Origin of the sequence: Rhizobium sp. NFR12 (genome assembly GCF_900108545.1) — a bacterium.
GTDB lineage: Bacteria > Pseudomonadota > Alphaproteobacteria > Rhizobiales > Rhizobiaceae > Neorhizobium > Neorhizobium soli.
The window spans coordinates 168,510-193,303 of sequence record NZ_FNWM01000003.1 but is presented as its reverse complement, the minus strand read 5'-3'; the positions used below and the strand labels follow the sequence as shown (position 1 = coordinate 193,303).

General features: G+C 59.6%; 18 protein-coding genes and 1 pseudogene. 12 read left to right on the top strand and 7 right to left on the bottom strand.

Features of this window, described 5'->3' with window-relative positions; genetic code table 11:
- Window positions 1-16 precede the first annotated feature (16 nt).
- Entirely contained in the window at window positions 17-1,384 is a 1,368-nt protein-coding gene (locus BLW69_RS14320) for an LLM class flavin-dependent oxidoreductase (protein WP_082476357.1), read from the bottom strand.
- Window positions 1,385-1,567: 183 nt separating this feature from the next.
- On the opposite strand from BLW69_RS14320, the gene BLW69_RS14315 reads away from it, so the two are divergent.
- The gene (locus tag BLW69_RS14315; RefSeq protein ID WP_092662861.1) at window positions 1,568-2,593 is read left to right on the top strand and encodes a LacI family DNA-binding transcriptional regulator; all 1,026 of its coding nucleotides are present in this window, start codon (window positions 1,568-1,570) and stop codon (window positions 2,591-2,593) included.
- 46 nt (window positions 2,594-2,639) lie between these two features.
- On the opposite strand, the gene BLW69_RS14310 is transcribed toward BLW69_RS14315, so the two are convergent.
- From BLW69_RS14310 to BLW69_RS14295, 4 genes are all read right to left on the bottom strand, one after another.
- Complete coding sequence (locus tag BLW69_RS14310) at window positions 2,640-3,920, bottom strand: TRAP transporter large permease (protein ID WP_092662859.1); 1,281 nt, start codon at window positions 3,918-3,920, stop codon at window positions 2,640-2,642.
- A 1-nt stretch (window position 3,921) separates the two neighbouring features.
- The gene (locus BLW69_RS14305; protein ID WP_062459152.1) at window positions 3,922-4,452 is read right to left on the bottom strand and encodes a TRAP transporter small permease; all 531 of its coding nucleotides are present in this window, start codon (window positions 4,450-4,452) and stop codon (window positions 3,922-3,924) included.
- A gap of 158 nt (window positions 4,453-4,610) precedes the next feature.
- Window positions 4,611-5,600 (bottom strand): TRAP transporter substrate-binding protein, encoded by a 990-nt coding sequence (dctP, locus tag BLW69_RS14300; protein ID WP_062459149.1) that lies wholly within the window; start codon window positions 5,598-5,600, stop codon window positions 4,611-4,613.
- A gap of 169 nt (window positions 5,601-5,769) precedes the next feature.
- Window positions 5,770-6,762: a LacI family DNA-binding transcriptional regulator gene (locus BLW69_RS14295; protein WP_092662857.1), complete on the bottom strand. Its 993-nt coding sequence runs from the start codon at window positions 6,760-6,762 to the stop codon at window positions 5,770-5,772.
- 80 nt (window positions 6,763-6,842) lie between these two features.
- Between BLW69_RS14295 and hisD the strand changes: the two genes are divergently transcribed.
- Both hisD and BLW69_RS14285 read left to right on the top strand, forming a co-directional pair.
- Window positions 6,843-8,153, top strand: a complete 1,311-nt coding sequence (gene hisD / locus BLW69_RS14290; protein WP_092662855.1) for a histidinol dehydrogenase — start codon at window positions 6,843-6,845, stop codon at window positions 8,151-8,153.
- Complete coding sequence (locus BLW69_RS14285; RefSeq protein WP_092662853.1) at window positions 8,150-8,902, top strand: SDR family NAD(P)-dependent oxidoreductase; 753 nt, start codon at window positions 8,150-8,152, stop codon at window positions 8,900-8,902. The genes hisD and BLW69_RS14285 overlap by 4 nt, the downstream gene beginning before the upstream one ends.
- Here BLW69_RS14285 and BLW69_RS14280 read toward each other — a convergent pair.
- Window positions 8,899-9,837 carry a 3-hydroxyacyl-CoA dehydrogenase gene (locus BLW69_RS14280; RefSeq protein WP_092662851.1) on the bottom strand — a complete coding sequence of 313 codons (939 nt, stop codon included), beginning with the start codon at window positions 9,835-9,837 and terminating at the stop codon, window positions 8,899-8,901. The two genes, BLW69_RS14285 and BLW69_RS14280, sit on opposite strands and share 4 nt — an antisense overlap.
- A 1,049-nt stretch (window positions 9,838-10,886) precedes the next feature.
- Between BLW69_RS14280 and BLW69_RS14275 the strand changes: the two genes are divergently transcribed.
- From BLW69_RS14275 to BLW69_RS23010, 5 genes and pseudogenes are all read left to right on the top strand, one after another.
- Window positions 10,887-13,052: a bifunctional diguanylate cyclase/phosphodiesterase gene (locus BLW69_RS14275; protein ID WP_092662849.1), complete on the top strand. Its 2,166-nt coding sequence runs from the start codon at window positions 10,887-10,889 to the stop codon at window positions 13,050-13,052.
- A 286-nt stretch (window positions 13,053-13,338) separates the two neighbouring features.
- Window positions 13,339-13,767 carry a YeeE/YedE family protein gene (locus BLW69_RS14270; RefSeq protein ID WP_092662846.1) on the top strand — a complete coding sequence of 143 codons (429 nt, stop codon included), beginning with the start codon at window positions 13,339-13,341 and terminating at the stop codon, window positions 13,765-13,767.
- Window positions 13,767-14,204 (top strand): YeeE/YedE family protein, encoded by a 438-nt coding sequence (locus tag BLW69_RS14265; RefSeq protein WP_092662845.1) that lies wholly within the window; start codon window positions 13,767-13,769, stop codon window positions 14,202-14,204. The genes BLW69_RS14270 and BLW69_RS14265 overlap by 1 nt, the downstream gene beginning before the upstream one ends.
- 521 nt (window positions 14,205-14,725) lie before the next feature.
- Entirely contained in the window at window positions 14,726-16,165 is a 1,440-nt protein-coding gene (locus BLW69_RS14260; RefSeq protein WP_244508864.1) for a TolC family protein, read from the top strand.
- Window positions 16,166-16,478: 313 nt separating this feature from the next.
- Window positions 16,479-16,661 (top strand): annotated as a pseudogene (locus BLW69_RS23010) (BapA prefix-like domain-containing protein); the annotation flags it as partial.
- A 105-nt stretch (window positions 16,662-16,766) separates the two neighbouring features.
- Here the strand turns inward: BLW69_RS23010 and BLW69_RS23005 are convergent.
- Window positions 16,767-17,678, bottom strand: coding sequence for a hypothetical protein (locus BLW69_RS23005; protein WP_244508869.1), 912 nt, complete (start codon window positions 17,676-17,678; stop codon window positions 16,767-16,769).
- Here BLW69_RS23005 and BLW69_RS23000 point away from each other — a divergent pair.
- From BLW69_RS23000 to BLW69_RS14240, 4 genes are all read left to right on the top strand, one after another.
- On the top strand, window positions 17,631-19,547 hold the full coding sequence (locus tag BLW69_RS23000; protein ID WP_244508863.1) for an Ig-like domain-containing protein: 1,917 nt from the start codon (window positions 17,631-17,633) through the stop codon (window positions 19,545-19,547). The genes BLW69_RS23005 and BLW69_RS23000 overlap by 48 nt on opposite strands.
- An 84-nt stretch (window positions 19,548-19,631) precedes the next feature.
- Complete coding sequence (locus tag BLW69_RS14250) at window positions 19,632-21,839, top strand: type I secretion system permease/ATPase (protein ID WP_092662841.1); 2,208 nt, start codon at window positions 19,632-19,634, stop codon at window positions 21,837-21,839.
- A 4-nt stretch (window positions 21,840-21,843) separates the two neighbouring features.
- Window positions 21,844-23,043 carry a beta-barrel domain-containing protein gene (locus BLW69_RS14245; protein WP_092662839.1) on the top strand — a complete coding sequence of 400 codons (1,200 nt, stop codon included), beginning with the start codon at window positions 21,844-21,846 and terminating at the stop codon, window positions 23,041-23,043.
- A 6-nt stretch (window positions 23,044-23,049) separates the two neighbouring features.
- Window positions 23,050-24,762 carry a YyaL domain-containing protein gene (locus BLW69_RS14240; RefSeq protein WP_092662837.1) on the top strand — a complete coding sequence of 571 codons (1,713 nt, stop codon included), beginning with the start codon at window positions 23,050-23,052 and terminating at the stop codon, window positions 24,760-24,762.
- Window positions 24,763-24,794 lie beyond the last annotated feature (32 nt).

Below are 24,794 nucleotides of genomic sequence, written 5' to 3'. Positions count from 1 at the left end.
TTCTCCGACTGCTCGCTTATTCCGCCGCCTGGCGCTGGGCGGGATGGACCGGCATGGGGATGCCGAGGTTTTCGCGCAGCGTCGTGCCGGCATAGTCCTTCTGATAGACGCCGCGACGCTGGAGCTCCGGCACCACGTAGCGGACGAAGTCCTCGTAGGCGCCCGGTGTATGGGTCGCCGCCAGCACGAAACCGTCACAGGCTCCTGATGTGAACCACTCTTCCATCTGGTCGGCGACCATGGTCGGCGTCCCGCAGAAGATCGGAAACTCGCCGATCGTGCCGCGGCCCGAATAGTGCACGAAGTCACGCACGGTCGGATTGGGTTTGCCGCTCAGGGAGATGACGCGCTCCTTGAAGCCCGACCAGGACAGCTTCTTCAGCTCCTCGTCGGTGAATTCGCTATCCATCGGCTTGCTGGCGAAATCGAAGTTGAGCGCTTCCGACAACAGCACGACAGCATCGATCGGCTTGGCGAGCGCACGAATGTACTCGCGCTTCTCCTCGGCGATTTCCTGGCTTTCGCCGACGCAGACGTAGCAGGCCGGGCAGATTGCAACCTCGTCGGGATTACGACCGGCGGCAGCGACCTCCTGCTTCACGGCGGCATACTGTTTCTGCCCTGCCTCAAGCGTCGGGTAGACGACAAAGATCAGATCGCCCCACTTGCCGGCGAACTCGCGACCGCGGCCGCTCTGGCCTGCCTGGATCAGCACCGGGCGCCCCTGTGCCGAGGGCGGCACCGGCAGCGGACCCTTCGAGCTGAAATACTTGCCCTTGTGATCGAGCCGATGGACCTTCTTCGGATCGGCAAACTGGCCGGTCTCCTTGTCGACGATCAGCGCATCGGGCTCCCAGCTGTTCCAGAGCCCTGTCACCACGTCCAGGAATTCGTCGGCCCGCTCGTAGCGCAGGTCATGCGCAAGATGCTCGACGCGGCCGAAGTTGGCCGCCTCGGAATTGTTGAGCGAGGTCACGACGTTCCACGCAGCACGACCCTTGGTCATCAGGTCGAGCGTTGCGAACAGACGTGCCACATGGAAGGGCTCGTAATAGGTGGTCGAATAGGTGATGCCCAGGCCGATATGGCTGGTTGCCATGCCGATCGCCGTGATGATCGAGACCGGATCCATCTTGACGACGCGAACGCCGTTCTCGACCGCTTCCTGGTGATCGTCACCGTAGATGTCGGGCATGGCTAGACGGTCGTCGAAAAAGGCGAGATGGAACTTGCCGTCCTCAAGGATGCGTCCGATGCGCTGGAAATATTCGGCGGACAGAAAATCGGTGGCGCCGGCAGGATGCCGCCATGAGCCGGGCGCAATCGAGCAGTTCTGCGCCTGCAGGAAGCCCACCATTTTCATCTGGCGTTTTGAAGTAGACATCGTTCCTCCCGTGTCATCGTCAATCGCAAATATATGCGCAAACGTTTGCGCACTCCGATCCAATCGCTTTCTGGAGGAGATGTCAAGTTGGGAGCGAATATTTTGTCATGCAGCCCCTCTTTTTCGCATCGGTGCGGATGCGGAGTGGCGCGACAGGGCGCAGCTGTTTTGTTATGAATCGGTATGAACTCAACACTGCCGCCTTCCACACCGCGCCGAGCGACGGTCGTTACCCTGTCAGCACTGGCAGGAGTCGCGCCATCGACGGTGACCCGCGCGCTCAAAGGCGACACGCGGATTTCCCAAAAAATGCGGGACCTGATCATCGGGCTTGCGAAAGAACACGGCTACATGCCGAACGTTCTGGCGCGCACGCTGTCTTCGGGGAAGAGCGGTCTGTACGGACTTGTCCTCGGACCGGCTGAAAACCCGTTCTATACGGAGCTGTTGCACGAAGCGACGCGACAAGCGGAGAAGCTCGGCTTTCGCCTCCTCATCATTCATGCCGGCGGCGGGCCTATCGAGGATACCACTGCGCAAGCGCTGATTCAGTACCAGGTCGATGGCTGCATCATCTCGTCGGCCATATTGTCCTCAAAGGCCGCCGACATCTGCGCCCAGAACAACGTCCCGCTCGTTATGGTCAACCGCGTCGCACTTTCGCACGGATGCTTCGTCACCTGCGACAACCGTGCCGGCGGTGCTGAGATGGCGAAACTTCTGATGTCGCGCGGCTGCCGTCGTTTCGGACTGATCTACACCTCCTCCACCAGTTCGACGTCTCGCGAACGCGAGGAAGGATTTGTCGCCGAACTGGAACAGGCCGGCCTGGCACTCTCGTTTCGAATCGACGGCCACTCCAATTACGACGGCGGTTTCGAGGCCGGTCGCGAGATCGCGGCGATCCCGTCGGCGGAGCGCCCGGATGCGATCTTCGCGTTGAGCGACATCATGGCCATGGGCGTCCTCGACGCACTGCGCCTGGCGTCGATCGATGTGCCCGGCGACATCCTGGTTGCCGGCTTCGATGGCGTTGCGGCGTCCGCCCGGCCGATCTACGACCTCACGACAATCCAGCAGCCCCTGCCCCTGATGATCCAGCGCGCCTTTGAACTGCTGCGAGCGCGCACGGTCGATCCGAGCCTGCCGGACGAACTGATCGCCATGCGCGGCAAGCTGATTGTTCGCGGCTCCACCGGCAGGGCATGAAAAAGGGCGCTAAAAGCGCCCTTCCTCGATCCAAAATCCGTGCAGCCTATCCCCCCGCTTTCGGAATATACATCACGATTGCGGGGAAGAAGTAGATGGCAAGCACGGCGAACAGCATGATGACGACGTATGGCAGAGCCCCGTACATCACCTCCTTCAAACTCGATTTCGCCACCGACTGGATCACGAAGAGGTTCATACCCACCGGCGGCGTGATGAGCGCGATCTCGATCATCAGCACGAAGTAGATGCCGAACCAGATCGGATCGATTCCGTGCACGCCGAGCGACGGGAGGAGCACCGGAAGGACGATCAAGATCATCGCGATCCCCTCCAGGAACAGGCCGAGCAGGAGCAATACCGCCGTGACCGCCAGCATGAACATGCCAGCCGTCTCGATATTAACGGCGATCCACTGGGAGATTTCGTAGGGAATGCGGTAAAGCATGATCGCCTTGCCGAATACGTTTGCCCCCGCAATGATGAGCAGCAGGTTCGCCGTGGTAAGACCCGCGCCGAACACCGCCCCCCGAAAATCTGCAAAAGACACGCCGCGGCGTATGCCGAACACGTAGATCAGGGTCATGACGAGGCCCACAGCTGCCGACTCCGTCGGCGTGAAGACGCCTGCATAGATCCCGACGATCATCGTCAGCGCAATGACCATGGTCGGCAGGGCGCGAAGGCTTGCAGCCATCCGACCACCCGAACCGGATTCACCTTTTTCCGCCTTCGGTGCCGCGCCCATGAACGACTTGACGATGCAGTAGATCAGGAACAGCACGATCAAGAACAGCCCGGGCCCGACGCCGGCAAGGAACATCGAGGCGGTCGACTGCTCCGCGACCGCCGAATAGATGATCAGCGGAATGGACGGCGGGATGAGAATGCCAAGCGTTGCGCCAGCAGCGAGCGTTCCCATGACAAAGCGACGATCGTAGCCGCGCTTGGTCATCTCGGGAATTGCCACGGTGCCAATCATGGCCGCAACGGCCACGGAAGAGCCCGAGATCGCGGCAAAGATGCCGCAGGAGATGATCGTTGCGATCGCGACACCGCCGCGCACGCCGCCGACCCATCGCTGCACCGCATCGAACAGGTCTTTTGCGACCCCCGCCTTCAGCAGGATATTCGATGTCAAAAGAAACACCGGCACCGCCAGCAGGATGAAATTGTTGACCGAGCCGAGGAATTCCATCGACACGCTGGCGAGCGGCACGTCCTTCATCAGGAGAAGAACGATACCCGTCGTCGAAAGCGCGATACCGACCGGTATGCCCGCAAACAGAAAGACGAAGAGCGCGACTAGTACGATAACGCTTTCCATATCAGATCTCCTCGTGCGCGAGTTCGAGCTTGCGTCGCTGCCCCGTCGCAACAAGCAGGATCAGTTCCAGCGCAGCCTGGACGAAGAAAAGAAAGAACCCGATCGCGACCGGCAGGTAGAAGAGCCAATAGGGGATGCGCAGGACACTCGCCGTAGCGCGGCCGACTGTCGCCGCGTCGATTGCGGCAACAAGCGCCTCGAAGGAGACGACGGCACAGGCGAGCGCAATGATCGCAAAGCTTATGCCTTCGAGAACGACCTTGGCGCGTTCGCCGACCGCATCGGAGAAAAGCGTGATCGAGATCAACTGCCGGCGCCCCATGCAGGCTGGAAACAGCAGGAATGTTGCCCATACCATGCCGAGACGTGAGGTCTCCTCGACCCAGTCCGTCGGACTGTTGAAGAAGTATCGCGACGCCACTTCATAGGCGACGATGATGCCGATGAAGAGGTAGATCCATGAACTGTATTCACCGATCCTCATGATGGTCGACTCGATTGTGCCGACCCATTTCTTTTCTTGCGGGGGCATGGTGCCGTTCCTCCCAGACGTTCGCGTCTGACCCTCTCAGACGCTGCGCGAATGCGCGTTTCGCCGCGACGGTGGCATTGCGCCCCGCCCTTGTTTTTGGTGTCGTGCTTTTACATTGTGCCGACTCTGTGCGAGGCGGCGCGGCTAGCCAATTGCCGCTACTGAAGCTTTTGCGCTTCGTCGAAAACAGATTTCGCAAGGTCGTTTCCGTTGTCGTAGAACGACTTTGCGACAGGTGCCGTTTCCTCTTTCCACCGGACGATTTCATCCGGCGTGAGATCGATGATCTCCATCTTCTTAGCGAGAACCTCGCGCGTATGCTTGGTGGCATCGAAGATGCGATCCATGAGCACCGTCTCGAGTTTCGCGGCCTCCTCCTGGAAGATCGCACGAAGTTCGGTAGGCATCTTTTCGAGCGCTTTTTCGCTCATCAGGGCGAAATGCGTCTCATACATGTGGTCCGTCGCGATGACGTAGCGCGAAACCTCGAAAAGGCGGCGCTCCTCGACCGACGGCCATCCCGTCAGCCCGCCATCGACGATACCGCGCTGAAGCGCCAGGAACTGTTCGCTACCGCTGGTGACGACCGGAGCGGCTCCCACGGCCTCGACGAATTCGCTGACGGTGGAGCCGAACGTTCTGATCTTCAGGTTGCGCATATCCGCAGGGACATGAACTTCCTTGTCGCGGGTGATCATCGTGATGAAGCCATAAGGGATCCAGAACATCGCGCGCGACCCGGTCTGGTTGATCCTCTTGTCGAGTATGGTCCTGATCGGGGTTCCGGGCAGCACAGCGCGATCAAGCTTTTCGCGCGTATCGAAAAAGAATGGCACGGCGAACACGTTGAGAGCGGGCACGGTGCCGGCAAGGATTGATGCAGAGGCAATGCCGATATCGATCGTGCCGTTTGCAACCGCCTCGTCCATGTGCTGGTCGCTGACGAGTGAACCCGAGTCATAGAATTCGAAGGTAATTTCGCCGTTTGTCCGCTTCGACACGTTGTCTGCGAACTCCTTGATGACGTTGGTGAGGTAGTGATTGTGCGGAACGCTGGTGGCGACGCGAAGGGCCCGCTCGGCGGCGAAACCCTGTCCCGTTCCCATCACAAGAGCTGCCAGAACGACAGCAAGTGTCTTGAGCTTCATCTTATCCCTCCCGGTCAATGCTTGCATCCGGTGACTCAGCCGCGACCTCCTTATCGCCACTGCAGATGCGCAAACGTGTGCACTAACTTTCGCAAATTTGCCCGTCCCGTCAAGTTTTTTTCTGCCGACGCCCGAAATATCCTTCTTCCCTGGTCGTGAAGGATCGTCTTCAGGCACTGCCGCGCACGATCAATTTGCCAGGCAGGATGCTGGTCGTCGTCTCGTCGAGTGGAACGGTATTGCTGGCCTGTATCAGGCCCACGACCTCGGAGATCATGCGGGTAATCGGCTGCCGGATCGTCGTCAGACGATAGGATCTCCAGCCGGCCATGGGAATGTCGTCAAATCCAACGATCGAAAGATCCTCAGGTGCGGACAGTCCAAGTTCGCGGGCAGCATCTATGGCGGCGAGCGCCATGATGTCGTTGCAGCAGAACAGCGCATCCGGACGGTTTTTTGCTGTCAGCAGTGATAGCACTGCGCCGTAGCTGCCTCGGTAGGTGAACTCCCCGTTTCCCTCGGCAAGCACGGAATGCCCGCTCTCGCGTAATGCTTCAGAAAAGCCTTCCGCCCGGTCACGGTGAGTAGACGTGTTGGAAATCCCGCCGATGAAGCCTATCCGGCGGCGCCCCCTGCCGAGCAGAAACAGTGCCGCATCACGACCGCCTGCGTGATTGTCGCACGCGACCGCATTAACGCGGACATTGCGCTGGATCCGGTTGAGCAGCACCACCCGGATGCCATGCTGCCGGCAGGCGTTGGCCATTCCAGACGTCAGGCTTGCGGAGGTCACGACAAGTGCGCTGGGGCGAGCGGCAAGGATCTGCGGCGTCAGCTGGTCCATGTCCGCCTGCGGCGGGATGGCATAGACGAGCAATTGTCTCCCGACCGCCTGCAGTGCTTTTGCGAGCGTGTCGAGAACGAGTGGATAGAACGGGTTGGCGAGATCGCCGGCAACCAACGTCACTGTACCGGCGGAGATCACCTCGGCAGTACGGCGCGCCGGACTGCTATAACCCAACTGCGCTGCGACCTGAAGGATACGCTGTCTTTTCAACGGATCGATGGACGACCCCGGCGAAAACGCGCGTGATACCGCGGCGATGGAAACGCCCGCTTCATGAGCGACCTGCTTGGCTGTCGGCTTCAAAACAGACTCCATGAAATTTTTTCACGCAATGATGAAAACTTGCATTCAGCGTCGCTAGCACATTACGCTCGATGTCAAAAGGGAGGTGAGACATGTCAATTCGCTATATGAAACAGGGGAAGGCGGCCGCCGAACGCGCCGAAGATGACGCCAAAGTCAGGACGCTTGTCGAAGCGACGCTCAAGGACATCGAAACCCGAGGCGACGCCGCAGTACGCGACCTGTCGGCGAAATTCGACAACTTCTCTCCGGCCTCGTTTAGACTGACCACGTCCGAGATCGAGGCGGCAATCAACAAGGTGTCGGCTCGCGACATGGACGACATCAGGTTTGCCCAGACTCAGATCCGCAAATTTGCCGAAGCCCAAAGAGCGTCGATGACCGATATCGAAATCGAGACAATGCCGGGGGTCTTCCTCGGCCACCGCAATATTCCGGTCCAGTCGGTCGGTTGCTATGTTCCAGGCGGCAAGTACCCGATGGTCGCGTCGGCGCATATGTCTGTCCTCACGGCCTCGGTGGCGGGAGTTCCCCGCATCGCAGCAGCGGCTCCGGCCCAAAAAGGCGAACCCCACCCCGCCATCGTCGCTGCAATGCATCTCGGCGGGGCTCATGAAATTTATGTCCTCGGCGGCATTCAGGCGATCGGCGCGATGGCGCTCGGGACCGAGACCATTCGCCCCGTCGACATGCTTGTCGGCCCCGGCAACGCGTTTGTTGCGGAAGCAAAGCGCCAGCTCTACGGGCGCGTCGGAATAGATCTCTTTGCCGGCCCGACCGAAACGATGGTCATTGCGGACGAGACTGTGGACGCGGAAATGTGCGCCACAGACCTTCTGGGGCAAGCCGAACATGGCTACAATTCCCCGGCGGTTCTCGTGACCAATTCGGAGACGCTGGCGAAAGCGACGATCGCTGAAATCGATCGAATTCTCGGAATCCTGCCAACTGCCGAAACCGCTTCCGTATCCTGGCGCGAGTACGGCGAGATCATCGTCTGCGACACCTACGAGGAGATTCTCAACGTCGCCAACGACATCGCCTCCGAGCACGTGCAGGTTATGACAGACCGGGACGACTGGTTTCTCGAAAACATGCATTCCTACGGTGCGCTCTTCCTCGGCCCACGCACCAACGTTGCCAATGGCGACAAGGTCATCGGCACCAACCATACTTTGCCGACGAAAAAGGCGGGGCGTTATACCGGCGGTCTCTGGGTCGGCAAGTTTCTCAAGACCCATTCCTACCAGCGCGTCACAACGGACCAAGCGGCGGCTGAGATCGGCGCCTATTGCTCGAGGCTGAGCATGCTCGAGGGTTTCGTCGGCCATGCCGAACAGGCGAACTTACGGGTGAGACGCTATGGCAACCGCGACGTCGCCTATGGCGAAGCAGCCGAATGAGCGGCCTTTTCAATCTTGCCGGAAAGCGGGCGCTCGTCACCGGCGCCAGCCGTGGCATTGGACGCGCGGTCGCCGAAGGCCTTGCCGAGGCGGGTGCCGAGGTAACGCTTTGCGCGCGCTCGCGGACGGAGATCGAGGAGGCCTGCTCTTTGATGTCTACGCGCGGCTGGAGGGCGCGGCCGCTTGTGTGCGATGTCACCGACATTGCCGGCTTCCGCCGACATGTCGAAGCGCAAGCGCCGTTCGATATCTTTGTCAACAATGCCGGCACCAATCGCCCCAAGCCGCTGACCGAGATCACTGAAGACGACTACGATGCCGTCTTCGGCCTGAACACGAAGGCTGCAATTTTTGCAGCCCAGGCCGTGACGGCCGTGATGCTGAAGCACGGTAGGCGGGGCACCGTCATCAACATGTCCTCGCAGATGGGCCATGTCGGCGCGGCCAACAGGACGCTCTACTGCGGCTCGAAGTTTGCGATTGAAGGTTTTACCAAGGCGTTGGCGGTCGAACTTGGACCTGCCGGCATCCGCATCAATACCCTTTGCCCTACCTTTATCGAGACACCGATGACCGCCTCGTATTTCGAGGATGAGGAGTTTCGCCGCGAGACGCTGTCCAAGATCAAGCTAGGTCGCCTGGGACAGCCGGCTGACGTCGTCGGCGCCGCCATTTTCCTTGCATCCGACGCGTCGTCCCTGATGACCGGCTCGGCGTTGATGATCGACGGCGGCTGGACGGCGGACTAGTCCGCCACCGCCTGCTTCGCCCGGACGATCCGCATCAGCATTTCATCGCGCCAGGAGCGTCTGGCATCGAGATCCTGCTCTGCGAGCAGTTCGCGACGCTCCGCATCCGCCCGTGTCACCGCATCCGGCGCCCAGCCTCGGTCTGCCCTGCGCTGATCGGCAAATCCGGCATACATCGGCCCGAGCCGTTCGGCATAATCTGCAAGCCCCTTCGGCGCGTTGAGATCGATGGTCTCGAACGGTCCCATGAACGACCAGCGCAACCCAAGCCCGTCGCGCACCGTGCGATCGATGTCTTCGGCCGTAGCATAGCCTTCCGCAAACAGTGCAAACGCTTCGTCCAGCAGGGCGCCCTGCAACCTGTTCAGCACGAAGCCGGGAATTTCGCGCGACAGCGACACGGCTGACTGCCCCACATCCTCCATCAGGCGCCGGACACGGCTCGCTGCCTGTGGCGCAGTCCAGGGCGTCGGGACGATTTCGACCAGCGGCACGAGATGCGGAGGATTGACGGGATGCACCACCATCAACCGCTCCCGGTTGCCACACTCCTCATAGAACGCCGACCCGGGAAATCCTGAGGTGGAACTGCCGACGATGGCATGGGCGGGAAGCACCGCATCGATCGCAAGACTGACCTCGCGCTTCACATCGATCCGCTCGAACGCCGACTCCTGTACGTAGTCGCAGCCCGACACAGCCTCGCTGAGGCTCCGCGCAAAACGGATGCGCGACAGGACCAAGGACGCGTCGCCGCAAAGCCCCCCGGCGGCAAGATCGCCGACGGCCTTGTCGATCTGCGCGCCGATGACAGCCTCGGCGTTTTCGCGGGCATCATAAACGGTGACGTCCATGCCGGCCCGCGCGAAGACAATCGCCCAGCCCTGCCCCACCAGACCTGCGCCGACGATGGCAACGTTCCTGATCGCATTCATGTCCTGGATCTCCCCTTGTGAGCTGCAGTCAAAGGCAGCGCCTCCACGCTGGCTGGGTGAGCAAGCAGCAAGGCAGCCCGAGGGTCAATCGCCGATCATTCAAGTGAAAATCTTTCACGAAGGAAGGCGTCCCACCGTCGTCGTATCGGCTTTTGGCAGTGGACGAGGCAGGCGGTTGCTCCCGGACTGATATCCCGAAGCAGCGTCACCGCCCCGGGGTTACTTCATTCCAGAACCGAACTTTTCCGAAGGCATTTCTGCAATCTCGGTGCTAGTGCGTCCTTGACGGCGAAGAGCCTGTCTCGCCGTAAACAGAGAAATCCTTGGACAGCCCACCTCATGCAGAGATGCGATGCCGGAGGACCGCTCCGACGAATTCGCTAGCGTGACGCCGAACAGCATTGAAAGCCTTCCAACCACGCGAGGAATTCGGACGGTTGTGTCAGTGCGCTGAAAGGACAGTGGCCAACATCGCGGTTTGCCTTCGCGGCGAGGGTTCCCTGATGGAAAGCCAACAGAAGTTGCTCCTTATCGACTCCAAGGTTTCCATCCTGTTCTTCGCGGACTGAGAAGTCATCGAAGACACTTTTGCATCGCGTAGCGAGCATCAGCCCATGCCTCCCATTGTTAAGTTGGAGGTCAAACTAGTCATCGGGCCTGAATGGTGACTGAATACCAGCTCCCGCAATTTCACACGACCAGAAGTTCCAAGGGCGCGCGACCACTGTGTTGGACGCAGTTTGTGTGGCGGTAATTTCCGATTGGAAGCCCGCCAAACGGCGTCGGGCCGCCCGTGAATGGTTGATGGGTGTTGTCCAGGCAAAGGCTGGTAGGCAGTTCGCGCATGCCAGTTAACCCAGCGGATTTGTCCGGAGAATGCCTCGCGGCAAGGCTTACTCCGTGACCCTCTTCGCACTCGTTAATTGGAGGATGCCTGAGGAAGTCGTGCCGCTGTTTCGCCATTTAACGCAGACGTAACCACCTTACTTACCCGTGCTTTAATAGCCTCTGTTTTACCATCACGTAAAATAAGAGATGACGGTTGCGGGATGAAGATACAGTTTCAGAGTCAGTGGTTTCTACGATGGTGCCTGCCGGCTCTCGTTTCTTTGGTCGTCTGTGGTCTGCTTTTACTGAGTTTGAGTTGGGCGGCTGCTACAAGCGATGAGGTGGCCGCGGCACGGCAGCGCGATCTCATGAAACTTACGGTCGCGAAACTGACGGCTGGCATTGCGCATGACCAGGAAAGCGCAACTGTCTGGGACGACGCCGTGAGGCATGCAACCAGTGGCGACCTGAAATGGATCGAGACGAACCTCGGTTCATGGATGCACAGCTATTTTGGGCATGATGGCGCCTTGGTCCTTCGACCGGACCTCTCTGTGCAATATCTGTTTTCATCCGAGACAGACTATTCCCCTACCCCAGATGATCTCCGCAACGCCTACTTGCCGCTCGCTAAAAAGCTTCAAGCGCGTCTACTTGCCGAAGATACCGAGGGTATCAGCGAACGGACGCTTTCGATTGGCGAAGCTGATCTGAGCTATGTCGGATTTCGACCTGCAATTGTCAGCATAAAGCCAATCGTTTCAGACACCGGTGATCTGGAACAGACGCCTGGCGAGGAAATGCTGCATGTGAGCATACGCTTTCTCGACGGCGATCTTCCTCTGGCAATCGGTACCGAATATGAGTTCGCCAAACTGGAGTTCACCTCTAAGCGACCTCTGGAACGGAATGTTGCGTACGTGCCCTTGGTCGCACGAGACGGGCAAGTTTTTGGATACTTCCGTTGGAACCCATTCCAACCCGGACAATATGTATTCGAAGCCACTGCCCCAGCCCTTTTTATCGCGTTTATTGCACTTTTCGCTGGGACCAGTTTTTCTGGAGGTGCAATCTGGCGCCGCTCCGAGCGGCTGGCTGCGAGCCGCGCAGAACTGAAACATCAAGCCTCCCACGATGCCCTGACCGGGCTTGCAAACCGCGCTTACTTCAACGAGCAACTCAATCGTCAACTATCGAGCGGGCACGCCGAGGCTCTCCACTGTGTGTTGTTCGTTGATCTTGATCGCTTCAAGGCTGTCAACGATACGTTCGGTCACCCGGTTGGCGACAAGCTGATCTGCTTGGCAGCGAACCGGATGCGCGATCTCCTGCCGCAATCTCTTCTGGCGCGGGTGGGAGGCGACGAATTCACCATTCTGCTGGGAGAAAACGATGCCAGGAATGCTGAAGATCTCGCATCGAAAATTGTGCAGTCACTGCGGGCACCGTTCGAAATCGGAACGACGCATGTCGTCATTGGCGCAAGCGTCGGAGCAGCTCTAGCAACCGGCCCCTGTGACCCCATCGAACTGACGCGCCAGGCGGATATCGCGCTTTATCATGCCAAAGCAGCCGGCAGGAATACCCATGCGGTGTTTGGTGAACATATGGACGAACTGCTACGCAGGCGCAGAGCGTTGGAAAGCGATCTCCGTTTTGCAGTCGAGACCAGGACACAGCTCGAGACTTTTTATCAACCAGTCTTCAATGCGACCGACGGAAGCATTTGTTCCCTCGAAGCGCTTGCTCGGTGGAAGCACCCGACGATGGGCTACATAAGTCCCGACCAGTTCATTCCTCTGGCGGAGGACATCGGGTTGATCAACGACATCGGCGCCCTTGTGCTGGACAACGCATGCAGGACTCTTGCTGATCTTCCCGGCATCTCTATTGCGATCAACGCTTCGCCGCTTGAGCTTGGTTCTCCCGGTTACAGTCTGCGGGTCTTGACGACTCTCGCAAACATGAACGTAAGCCCCGAGAGGCTTGAGATCGAGATGACCGAAACTGCAACTGCGGATAACACGATCGACCTGAAGCGAACCATAGCCATGCTGCGAAAAGCAGGCGTCCGGTTTGCCATAGACGACTTTGGAACCGGGTATTCTTCATTCTCGCGCGTGCAGAATATCGAGGTGGATCGCATCAAAATCGATAGGTCGTTTATCGGCGAAATGCACCAAAGCGGCAGCAGAGCCGTTGTTGTCGCGATGATTGGCATGGCCAGAGCGAAAGGGCTGAAGATAACGGCTGAAGGCGTTGAGACAATCGAGCAGCGTGCCGAACTTGAACGGCTTGGATGCGACGATCTCCAGGGCTTTCTGATGTCGCGACCTCTTCCTCGCCAGGACGTTGCAGCATACGTCTCCCGGATGGCTCGAACCTGAAGGGGTCAGGTTACGCTGGGCTTTGCATTGTGATGCCATGCCCCGGCAGGAAGACCCCACGCGCAGACTTAAACGCATGCGTCCATCGCTGCGTCATCGTAACGGAACTTGCTCGGCGTCGTTTCGGACGCGCTTACGGCCATCACGCGTTTAGCAGTACCGCGCTGCTGCTGCGTTGTCATTTGAGCGTGTAGGGACTGCGCGCCAGTTCCCCCTGGCCGAAGACAACGGCATCCATTATCTGAAGATATCGGTCAACGCGCTGTCGGCGCCAAGGAAACGACCCATGTCTGATCTCAGCTTTATCTGGCCGCTGTCCGGCGGCCTTCTGATTGGCCTTTCCGCCGCGATCTACCTGCTGCTGAACGGTCGGATAGCCGGAATTTCCGGTCTGGCCGCATCTGCTGTCGGATGGACAGGCAGTGGAATCAGTCCGCTCGGGGTCGCTTTTCTGGTTGGCATACTCGGTGGAGCTGCCGCCGCCTTTACCTTGTTACGGCACGCAGAGTTCGCGATCACCGCCTCGCCTCCCCTTCTTGTGGTAGGCGGGCTCCTGGTCGGCTTCGGGACGCGGCTTGGTTCCGGCTGCACCAGCGGCCACGGTGTTTGCGGACTGGCACGCCTATCGCCCCGGTCCATCGTCGCGACGGCAACATTCATGATCGTGGCGGCAGCAACCGTCTTCATAACCCGGCATCTGATCGGAGTGGCATGATGACCCAGCGCATTCTCGTCTCCATCGCCTGCGGAATTCTGTTCGGCATTGGCCTTGTCGTGTCCGACATGGTCAATCCCGCCCGTGTTCTGGCGTTCCTCGATGTGACCGGTAACTGGGATCCGTCGCTTGCTTTGGTGATGGGCGGGGCACTGATCCCGTCATCAATTGCCTATGCGATCCGGCGTCGTTGCAGCAGACCGGTCTTCGAAACCCAGTTCCATGTGCCGACGAGCCGCATGATCGACCGTCCACTTGTCGCAGGCGCTGCACTGTTTGGTCTCGGCTGGGGCCTCGTCGGTCTATGCCCGGGTCCCGCAATCGCCTCTCTCGTTACAGGCCGCTGGGAAGCAGCACTGTTCGTCGCGGCCATGCTTGCCGGTATGTTTGTCCATCGCATGGTGTCGTCCCGACAGACTGTGGCAGCGCGGTCCTGATGGGACGGAGAAGGTAACTTCCGCAACCTCGATGGCATTCGAACCACCATCCCATGAACCATTGAAGGCAGTATAAGGGGTTCTTTACTCCCGCATTGTCGAGCATAGCATTTACCAGAAGCCAGTTTAGCTTCGCCCTCTCGTCCGGCCCGCGGCGCGGCCTTTTCCCGCCCACTCCGACAACACAATCATCATGCTCCAGAGACTGACGAGATCTCAGTTAAGCAGTCATTAACCATCTTGAGACGTATATTAGAATTGCTTGAAATGCTTCGGCTTGGAAAGTAGTCGAGCGACGGTGGTTTGTCTTTGCAGGTCCGTCTGGACCTGCGGGCTTGGGGGATATGATGAGCATGCTTTCCCGTGTTGTCCGGACGGCGATATTTGTGCCGCTCGCCTTCAGCGTTGCGTCTTGCGCGCAGACGCAGACGCGGGCGCGGACGGCATCGGTCGACAGTATCGCGACCGCATCAGTCCCGAGCTCTCGGCCCGCAGTGAAGGACCGGAACACGAATTTGACCATGCAGGCGGCCGTCCGGCGGGCGGTCGACTATCAGCCATCGATCATGCAGGCGGCGGGCGAACTCAACCAGCAAGGCGCGGCGATCCGGGATGCACGATCGGGATATTTTCCGTCGATCGGGGGCGGGATCGATGTCGGCAGGCGCAGCGCTTTCGGGAACGGTTTTCAGCCGGCCGCCACCGTGACGGCGTCGCAGATGATCTACGACTTCGGGAAAGTCTCCAGTCAGGTCGCCAGTGCCACGGCGACAGAGGAAACCCGGCGCGCCGAGTTCATTGCCGTGGTCGACAACGTGATCAGGGACACCGCGCTTGCGTCCCTCGAAACCCTGAGAAACCGCAGTCTGGCGGTTGTCGCGTCCGATCAGGTGCGCGACACAAAGGAAATACTCGAGCTCGTCAACGCGCGAACGGAACAGGGAGCCAGCACGAGATCGGACAAGCTTCAGGCCGAAGCGCGGGTAAAGATGGCCCAGACCACGGCACTGGAGATCAGGTCTCAGTCGGAGCGCTGGCAGGGCAGCATGGCGTCGCTGTTGGGTATGTCCGGGAAGATCAATCTCGGAGCGAGTATTCCCGCAGACCTCCCCAATGCCTGCTCTGCGAAAGAGCCCGATTGGGATACGGTGCCGAGCGTCCGAGCGGCGGCATCGAAGAAGACGGCCGCCGAGGCCAATCTGCGGTTCAGCAAGGCCGATGTCCTGCCCACCCTGGCGCTTGAAGGCGGTAGCAGCATGGATCTGCTCGGAAATTCACCAGGCAGCCCGGACTATACGATCGGTCTGAAACTGACCGGCAAGCTTTACAATGGCGGCTCTTATAAGGCCCGGAGCGAAGCTGGCCAGTTCGCGGTTCAGTCCGCTGAGGCCGGCATCGCCAATGCCAGGACAGGCGCGCAGCGGAGCTGGATGGAATCGCGCACGCAGCTGTCTGGAATGCGCGCTTTGCTCACGACACTCGCCTCGCGACAGACGCTGATGCGCGAAACCCGAGATCTTTATCAGAGGCAGTTCCTCGACCTGGGAACGCGGACTCTCCTCGATGTCTTGAATGCCGATCAGGAGCTACATGCCGCACGTTTCGACGCAATCAACATCCAGTTCGATGTCCATAAGCTGAATATCGAGTGTGCCTCCGCAGCGGGGCGCTTGCGGGACATCTTCAAGCTCGAAAAGAAGCCGGGCACGGCCGCGACCGTCGTGAACGGCGGCGCATCCAAGTCGGAGACGCCAATCGAAATGGCGGTCGCGATGCCTGCGCGACAAGCACTGCCGATAGAGGCAGGACCAGCTGCCGCAGAGAATGCCGAACGCGGAGCAGACGTTGAGACCGAGCTAAGCGAGGCGCTTGCCGTTTCGCTTCAAGCCTCCAGTATCGGCGCGGACGTTAAGGACAAGCGAAACCGGTTCGAAGAGCTTGCTTTGCGCGGCGCTCTCTAGCCCGCAGGGGTCAAATTCGGTTCTGTCCGCCTTTCATAAACGCAAATACGCTGACCGGCATTAACACTGCATCAACCGTCCGATGCGAGAATTAGTTATCGCTAATTGATAACGTTCTAAAATTGAGCAAGTCTTATCCCAGAGTTTCTTGGTAGGATTGACAGCAATCGAGACACTGCCGGACCAGCCAGTTCGGTATTCAACATTTTGCCCGGCGCAGACCTTTGACGGTCCGTGTCATCGCATCTCGCTGCCCATCCGCCAAGTCCGTTCGGTTTCGCTGTGACGCTCACGGCCTTAAGAGGATGTATCCATGGTTGCCGTTGTAACGAATATCGCAAGTGGTGAAAGCATTACCGTCGCATCGGGAAACATCTCTGTCCGTGAACCAAGTGTTATTCAGCTTGAGGTCGGCCCGAAAGACATTGCTGCGACCATCCGTCAGGGCGACGATCTCGTCATCCGCCTGCAGAACGGTGAGGCGATCCGAGTTGCCGATTTCTACGCCAGCGGCCCTGGTGAAGCATCAAGCAAGCTGGTCCTGGTGGATGAGAACGGGGTCGTCTGGGATGGCAACCACACCGTCGGAGAAGCCGATTTCTCATTCACCGAGTCGGCCGGCGGCGACCAGTTGGTGGGTGGCGCTGAAGGTGGGGGCGATGCATCCATTCTCGGCCTTGCTGCACTCGGCGCGCTTGGAGCTGGAGGAATAGCTCTCGCTTCCGGAGGCGGCGGCGGTGGCGACGACAACGATGACTCGGACGCAGATGCAGACGCGGATGCCGACGCCGACGCCGACGCCGATGCAGATGCTGACGCCGATGCCGATGCGGATGCCGACGCGGATGCGGATGCAGATGCAGACGCCGACGCGGATGCGGATGCGGATGCCGATGCGGATGCCGACGCGGATGCGGATGCGGACGCGGATGCTGACGCAGACGCGGATGCTGACGCAGACGCGGATGCCGATGCTGACGCAGATGCCGATGCTGACGCAGATGCCGATGCGGATGCAGATGCCGACGCGGATGCAGATGCTGACGCAGATGCCGACGCGGATGCAGATGCTGATGCTGACGCAGATGCCGACGCGGATGCGGATGCCGATGCAGACGCGGATGCCGACGCGGATGCGGATGCCGATGCAGACGCGGATGCAGACGCTGATGCTGACGCAGATGCCGACGCGGATGCGGATGCCGATGCAGACGCGGATGCCGACGCCGATGCGGATGCCGATGCAGACGCGGATGCCGACGCCGATGCGGATGCCGACGCCGATGCGGATGCCGATGCAGACGCGGATGCGGATGCGGATGCAGATGCTGACGCGGATGCAGACACAACCGCCTACGACAATACCGCCGTCGCGTCGATCAACCTTTCCCCCGTGGTGACCAACGTTGATATAGGTACCCAGACTTACGGCGTTGCCGTCAGCCTTGGTGGCTTGGATCTCCAGGTGCTTCCGAACGTCGAAACGATCGATTTCAACGTCGAGGAGGGCCATACGCTCGATGCACGTTTTGAACTCGACGAGGGCCTCAGTCTCGGCGTTCTGTCCGATTATCAGGTGGTCATCCAACGATTTGACGGTGTCCAGTGGACCAACGTCACAGGCACCGGCACCGGCAATGCCACACTGCTGGACCTGCAGTTGCTGGATGGTGCACCGACAGTGAGCCTGGAGGATCTTGGACCGGGCCAGTACCGCGCCTTTATCGCCTATGACGGCTTGCTGGGTGCGGGCCTCGGAAGCGAGCTGACGATCACCGGGACGGATACCGACACAACCAGTATCGGCGCCATCGCCGTAGTTGCGGCCAGCGGCAACGTCATTACCGACGCAGGTGTCGGCGGCGAAATCGACGCGGTCAATCCCGGCACCATCATTCAGAGCATCAATGCCACACCGGTGACCGCTGCAGGCGCGACCATCCAGGGAGATCACGGTACACTGGTCATCGGCCAGGATGGCAGCTACACCTACACCCCGAACCCCGATGCAGCCGGCATCGGACGGGTAGACTCCTTCGAATACACGATCTTCGATCCGCAAACCCAGGCGACTTCGACTGCGGAACTGCATGTCCAGATCGACAGCGAGGGACAAAACCTCACCTTCTCGACGATTGATCCAACGGCGGATGCGAGCCTTGGAATTGTCGCCACGGACGACGCTGGGGCGGCGACCGTCGTGACCACTCACCCGGTGACGGAGGCCGTGAACGCCGACTTCCTCGATGTCTCGTTGGGACTGTTTGGGGGAAGTGAAACGGGAACGTTCACGGTGGCCGCCGGATCCTTGGCAACGGTTCAGATCGGCGCGGACACAGACCAGCTCCTGGGTCTCCTCGGGACAACGACGATCACCGTCGAAATGCAGCAGGCTGACCTCAGTTGGACGGTCGTCGAAACCAGCACAGGTGCCAATCTGGCCGAGCTTGCCGGTTTGCTTGGCGGCTCCACAGGCCTGGAACTGCAGGACCTGGAAGCGGGCAACTACCGAGTTACGGTATCGCAGGATGGCGTGAACATCGGTGGCAACATCGACGTGCAGCTCGCCACGTCGACGAGTGACCTCGGAACGGTCATTTCCGATGGCGTAGTCGCGGCAGTCGGCAACGTTCTGGACGGTGATACGCTCGGCTCCAACTTCACCAACTTCCAGGTGTCCAATGGGACAGTGTTTGTCGATCCGGCCGCCGCAGGTACCGTCATCGTGGGTGATCACGGCACGCTCAGAGTCTCTGCCGATGGCAGCTATTCCTATGAGCCGAACGACACACTCGGCCTCGATGGAATGACCGACAGCTTCACCTACCGTCTCGTTCATCCCAATGGAGAGGTCGTTGAAGCAGAGTTGACGATCCTCATCGACCAGGCAGAGCCCGTCGCCGGAACGTCGATGATGATGGCGGCCGATACAGGCTCTGAAGCTTTGCAGCCGAGCATGCTGACGTCCGCGTTCGCAGACGTCGACCTCCTGGATCTCGATACCGGAAACCATGGCCGTTTCGGCGATCTGACAGACGTCATCTCGCTGGATGGTGTGAGCACCGATCTCGGTGAGTTCATCGATCTCGGGAGCGTCAGCGCACTGCCGATCGACGTTGGCCTCCACGAACTTCTGAGCGGAGACCAGGGCCTTGTCGTGGACGGTGACCTTGATATCGGCGGGCTCGCCGGAGCCGACGGTGTTGCCGACCTGCCCGAGTTTGCCGGCAACATCGTCCCCACGGTCTTGGAGGACACGACCGTGGAGCTGCTGGACGGTTCGGCCTCAGACAGTGTGCTGCATGGCGGCTTGCTGGGGGGAACTGTGGGCAGCCTGCTCGACGACGACGCTCTGCACCATGCCGGTACCTCAGTGATCTAGCCCTCAGTCGTGCTGCTGCCGGTTCTGCGGCAGCGGCACGACACCCGCTCGCCCGTCGTTTGCAGACGCTTGAAAGGCACGGCATTGACCCAAGCAACACCTCAGTTCGACGTCGTGCAGCAGAACCAGGCGGACGACTGGATCGAAGTGTTTGAGCAGGTTGCCCGGATTTACGGACTGGGCTTCTCGATCGAAGCGGCCCGCAAGGCTGCGGCGGCTTATTCGCTGGAAGACCAGGCGAAATACGTCCAGCGGCTCGCGCAAAAATTCGGGCTTCGTGTGAAGCTGGCTCAACCCAGTCTGGACATGATGACCAGCTGGAGGCTTCCCGTCATCGTGCAGCTCAAGGACGGGTCGGTTGCAACGGTTGTCGCCATCGATGCGCAACGCAATGGCGCCGTCGTCTTTGCAGGCGACAACGGTCTGAAAACGACGCTGGCGATCGATGTGCTGTGTGCCGAGGCAACGCTTGCGGCCATTCCCAGGCCGGCACGCTCCACACCTGACTCGAGGGTGGACACCTATATCGCCCCGCATGACGAAAGCTGGTTCAGACGGTTCGCGCTCGGTGACCTGCGCCCCTATGGCTACGTTCTGGTCGCATCCCTGATCGCCAACGCGCTGTCGCTCGCCGGCGTCATCTTTTCGATGCAGGTCTATGACCGCGTTGTCCCCGCCAACTCCATGAGCACGCTTTATGTGCTGTTTGCAGGCGTCATGCTCGCCGTGCTGTTCGACTTTGTCGTTCGCAAGATCAGAGGTTCGATCATCGATATCCTCGGCAAGCGCTGTGATCTGCGACTGTCCGATCTGATCTTCGGCCACGCGCTGCGTGTGAAAAACAGCGTCCGCCCAAGATCGACCGGAACATTCATTGCTCAGTTGCGGGATCTTGAGCAGGTCCGCGAGGTGTTCACCTCGACCACCGTTGCCGCAGTCGCGGACCTGCCGTTCTTCTTCCTGTTTCTGGTCATCTTCTGGTTCGTGGGCGGGATGCTGGTCGTCATTCCGGCGGTCGCACTCGTGCTGCTTGTCCTGCCCGGAATTCTATCACAACGAAGACTGCACCAGAGCGCCAGCGCTGCAATGCGCGAGGCATCACTCCGCAACGCGATCCTGGTAGAGAGCATTCAGGGCATCGAAGACATCAAGATGCTGCAGGCGGAGGAGCGCTTCCAGCAGAAGTGGAATAACTACAACGCGGTCAATGCCGATGCCCAACTGAAGATGCGCGTTCTGACGTCGTCTCTGACCGGCTGGAGCCACAGCGTTCAGACGAGCGTTTACGCGTTCATCGTATTCTTCGGCGCACCGATCGTCATGGCTGGGGACATGACAACGGGTGCGCTTGTTGCCTGCTCCATTCTCGGTTCCAGGATGATGGCGCCGATGGCGCAGCTCACCCAGGTTCTCAGCCGTGTCCAGCAGGCAAAAATCGGGCTGAAGAGCCTTGACGCGATCATGCAGATGCCCGTCGACCATCCGGTCGCCGAGACACGCATATCCATCTCCGCCATTGCCGGAACCTACGAATTTCGATCGACCGCGTTCCACCACGCGGAGCCTGCCAGTAAACCCGCTCTGGTGCTGAGAAGCCTCAAGATCGCCGCCGGCGACAAGATTGCCGTACTGGGCAAGAACGGTGCAGGGAAATCAACTTTTCTGCAGGCGCTATCCGGGATGATCGAACCGAGTTCCGGCGAAGTCATGCTCGACAATATTGCGCTGAGGCATATCGATCCGTCGGATCTGCGCCGTGACGTGGGGCTGCTGACCCAGAATTCCCGCCTGTTCCACGGGACCCTGAGGGAGAACGTTACGCTCGGTGCCTCCAACGCCTCCCAGTCCGCAATCCTCGACGCGCTCTCGATCGTCGGTGCCGACGAATTTATCCGCGCTCTGCCGAAGGGACTGGACTACCCGTTGCAGGAGGGCGGCAACGGGCTGTCCGGCGGGCAGCTGCAGGCGCTCCTCCTCGCCCGCCTGCTGGTGCGCGATCCCAATGTCGTCCTGCTCGATGAGCCGACAGCCGCCATGGACGAGGCGACGGAGCGGTTGTTCATAGCGCGCTTCCAGACCTGGTCGCGCGACAAGACGGTTGTCATCGCAACCCATCGCATGCGGGTTCTGGAACTGGTCGACAGGGTGATGGTGTTCGACAAGGGTCAGCTGGTGCTCGACGAGGCAAAGGCAGATGCGATGACGACGCTGAAGGGCATAAAGCCGCTCGCCCCAGAAAAAACAGTGCCACCCAAACTGGTTCCTGTTCACAACACGTCTGGCGGGATTTGAAGACATGGCAGAGATCTCGAGCGACAAGGCTTCGGACTACGGGTGGGCTTTCGGTGACGAGGACGATGTCCAGCTGTCAAAGGCAAAGACCGTCATTCTTTTGGCCATGATCCTCCTGACAATCGCGACGGTTTGGGCTTATTTCGCCATGCTTGAAGAGGTCTCCACCGGCGCGGGTCGTGTCGTTCCGATCAGGCGCGAACAGGTCGTCCAGTCGCTTGAGGGGGGCATCGTTTCGGAGCTCTTTGTTCGCGAAAACCAGATTGTAGAAACCGGCCAGCTTCTGGCGCAGCTGGATCCGACGATCACCGAATCGGATGTCGGTGAATCATCGGCCAAATACCGTGCCTCGCTTGCGGCCGCCGCACGCCTGACGGCCGAGATCAACCGGACAGCTTTGACCTTTCCGACCGAGCTGAATGCCTATCCGGACCTCATCCGTTCGGAAACCCAGCAATTCGAGGCGCGGACGACAAGCCTTGAACAGTCTCTGGAATGGATGGAACAAGCGATCGTGCTGGCCAAACGCGAGCTGGAAATGAGCGAGTCGCTTGCCAAGATCGGCGCCGCCAGCAATGTCGAGATCATCCGGCTGAAGCGGGAACTGGTCGATCTTGAAATGAAGAAGGTCGATATCGCCGCCAAGCAGAACCTCAGCGCCCGCGAGGAACTCGCCAAGGCAAATTCCGACATCACATCGCTGTCCTCGACCATCAAGGGACGGTCCGACAGCCTGCAGCGCCTGACGCATCGCTCACCGGTTCGGGGCATCGTCAAGAATATCGAGGTGTCGACGATCGGTGGCGTCGTGCCGCCAAACGGCAAGCTGATGGATATCATCCCGCTCGACGACGAGTTGCTGATAGAAGCGCGTATATCGCCACGCGATATCGCCTTCATTCACCCCGATCAGCGCGCCAGCGTCAAGATCAGCGCCTATGACTACGCCGTCTATGGCGGGCTGGAGGGACGGGTAACTGCGATTTCCCCCGATACGATGCGCGACGAGGTCGATCCCAACACGTTCTATTACCGTGTGTTCGTACAGACCACCACAGATGCGCTGGTGACCGCGCAAGGGACGCGCCTGCCGATCGTTCCGGGCATGGTGGCAACCGTCGATGTCAACACGGGCAGCAAGAGTGTGCTGGACTACTTGATCAAACCCTTCAACAAGGCGCGTGAAGCGCTGCGCGAGCGATAGGTGACCATGCCCGCAGAAACTTTCGGCCTTGCGCGACTGGATCGCCTTCGAGACCCTGTTCGGCAGGTCATCCAACCACTCGACGCACCGCATCCGGCTTATGTGCTGTTTGTCTCGATCAGCGACGGAGACAGACGAGCGTCCGTTGCAACGGTCGGCGCCGACAGTTTTGACGCAGTCTGGCAAAAAGCTTTAAGCGCCGCCGGCGACCTCCTGGACAGCCAGAGGCTCGACGGCCGTCTGTTGCGGATCGACTGGCCGGTGCGGATCGAGAAGATCACGGTCGAGACCCTCCACAAACAGCTTGGTCGCACCAAGAGAAACTACTTCCGGCTCGGACTGTCGCTGGACAATCAATTCGAAACCGCGTTCCTGGACAACGAACTGAACGCCAACGCCATGCTTTATGGTGGCAACAAGGTCGAGCACTGCGTTCTAAACGAACGAAACTTCGCGCTCTATGCGAAGACACGATTTGGAAAAGCGTTCGAAACGGATTTTGCCGAGGCGAGAGCGCTCTGGGCGTTTACAACGAGGGGTTTTTTTCTCGATGAGGAAGGCCGACACCACCGTCTTTGCGGCGAAGGTGCGGGAATTGGTCAGCGCGAAGGTCATCCGCTTGATCGTGCCATGCTCGATCGCCTGATCGACTCCTCATCCAGCTATCTTGCGTCTCAGGTCAAGCCGGACGGCGCGTTCGTCTACGGCTATCACCCGTGCTTCGACCGCGAGATCCGCACCTACAATGTCCTGCGCCATGCAAGCACGACGTATGCAATGATCGAAGCTTACGAGGTAACGAGGGATAGCAAGACGAGAGCGGCAATAGAGCGCTCGCTCGGGCAGCTAACCGGTCATCTTACCCGGATCGCAAGACTGCCTGATGGGGCCGAGGCCGCCTTTCTGATCGACGTCGGTTCGGAGATAAAGCTCGGCGGCAATGCCGTCTTCCTCCTGGCGCTCGCGAAATATACAAGTGTCATGAGCGATAATCGATATCTGCCGCTGATGGATAAGCTCGCCACCGGTATCGTTCATATGCAGGACGCAAAGACCGGTGAATTCCGCCACGTCCTGCTTTACCCGGACCTTTCCACCAAGGCCGAGTTCCGCACTGTCTATTACGACGGCGAGGCCGCCTTCGCGCTGATGCGCCTTTATGCGCTCACCCGCGATATCCGCTGGCTCGGCGCGGTTGAAAAGGCTTTCGAGCATTTCCTGCGCCGGAACTACACGCAATATCACGACCACTGGCTGGGTTATTGCGCCAACGAACTGACGCTGTTTCGGCCGGAGGAACGCTATTTCCGCTTCTGCGTCGAAAATGTCAGCACCTATCTCGATTTTGTCGCCAATCGCATCACCACCTTTCCGACACTGCTGGAACTGATGATGGCAACCCGGCAGGCGCTGTCGCGGATTGCTGACCACCCGGATCTGGTTCCGCTCCTCGGCGAGATCGACCTTGCAGCGTTCGAGGTAGCGCTCGAAAAACGCGCTCATTACCTGCTGAACGGTCATTTCTACCCGGAGGTGGCGATGTTCATGCGCAACCCAAGGCGGATCATGGGTTCGTTCTACATCCGCCACCACGCGTTTCGCGTAAGGATCGACGATGTGGAACACTATCTGTCCGGGCTGATCGCCTATCGCGCGTATCTGAACGAGAAAGAGGCGTTCAAATCGCTGGTCTCTCGGCAAGAAGGAGCCGGTTCATAGTAGGGCTCAGCAAGGGCGAGTGGCGTAACGAT

Excerpts from the sequence above, each read along its gene's own strand:
- BLW69_RS14240 (WP_092662837.1), top strand. The coding sequence starts at position 23,050 with ATGCCCGCAGAAACTTTCGGCCTTGCGCGACTGGATCGCCTTCGAGAC.
- BLW69_RS14245 (WP_092662839.1), top strand. The coding sequence starts at position 21,844 with ATGGCAGAGATCTCGAGCGACAAGGCTTCGGACTACGGGTGGGCTTTC.
- BLW69_RS14275 (WP_092662849.1), top strand. The coding sequence starts at position 10,887 with ATGAAGATACAGTTTCAGAGTCAGTGGTTTCTACGATGGTGCCTGCCG.
- BLW69_RS14310 (WP_092662859.1), bottom strand. The coding sequence starts at position 3,920 with ATGGAAAGCGTTATCGTACTAGTCGCGCTCTTCGTCTTTCTGTTTGCG.
- BLW69_RS14285 (WP_092662853.1), top strand. The coding sequence starts at position 8,150 with ATGAGCGGCCTTTTCAATCTTGCCGGAAAGCGGGCGCTCGTCACCGGC.
- hisD (WP_092662855.1), top strand. The coding sequence starts at position 6,843 with ATGTCAATTCGCTATATGAAACAGGGGAAGGCGGCCGCCGAACGCGCC.
- BLW69_RS14260 (WP_244508864.1), top strand. The coding sequence starts at position 14,726 with ATGCAGGCGGCCGTCCGGCGGGCGGTCGACTATCAGCCATCGATCATG.
- dctP (WP_062459149.1), bottom strand. The coding sequence starts at position 5,600 with ATGAAGCTCAAGACACTTGCTGTCGTTCTGGCAGCTCTTGTGATGGGA.
- BLW69_RS14305 (WP_062459152.1), bottom strand. The coding sequence starts at position 4,452 with ATGCCCCCGCAAGAAAAGAAATGGGTCGGCACAATCGAGTCGACCATC.
- BLW69_RS14295 (WP_092662857.1), bottom strand. The coding sequence starts at position 6,762 with ATGGAGTCTGTTTTGAAGCCGACAGCCAAGCAGGTCGCTCATGAAGCG.
- BLW69_RS23005 (WP_244508869.1), bottom strand. The coding sequence starts at position 17,678 with ATGGCCCTCCTCGACGTTGAAATCGATCGTTTCGACGTTCGGAAGCAC.
- BLW69_RS14320 (WP_082476357.1), bottom strand. The coding sequence starts at position 1,384 with ATGTCTACTTCAAAACGCCAGATGAAAATGGTGGGCTTCCTGCAGGCG.
- BLW69_RS14270 (WP_092662846.1), top strand. The coding sequence starts at position 13,339 with ATGTCTGATCTCAGCTTTATCTGGCCGCTGTCCGGCGGCCTTCTGATT.
- BLW69_RS14315 (WP_092662861.1), top strand. The coding sequence starts at position 1,568 with ATGAACTCAACACTGCCGCCTTCCACACCGCGCCGAGCGACGGTCGTT.
- BLW69_RS14280 (WP_092662851.1), bottom strand. The coding sequence starts at position 9,837 with ATGAATGCGATCAGGAACGTTGCCATCGTCGGCGCAGGTCTGGTGGGG.
- BLW69_RS14265 (WP_092662845.1), top strand. The coding sequence starts at position 13,767 with ATGACCCAGCGCATTCTCGTCTCCATCGCCTGCGGAATTCTGTTCGGC.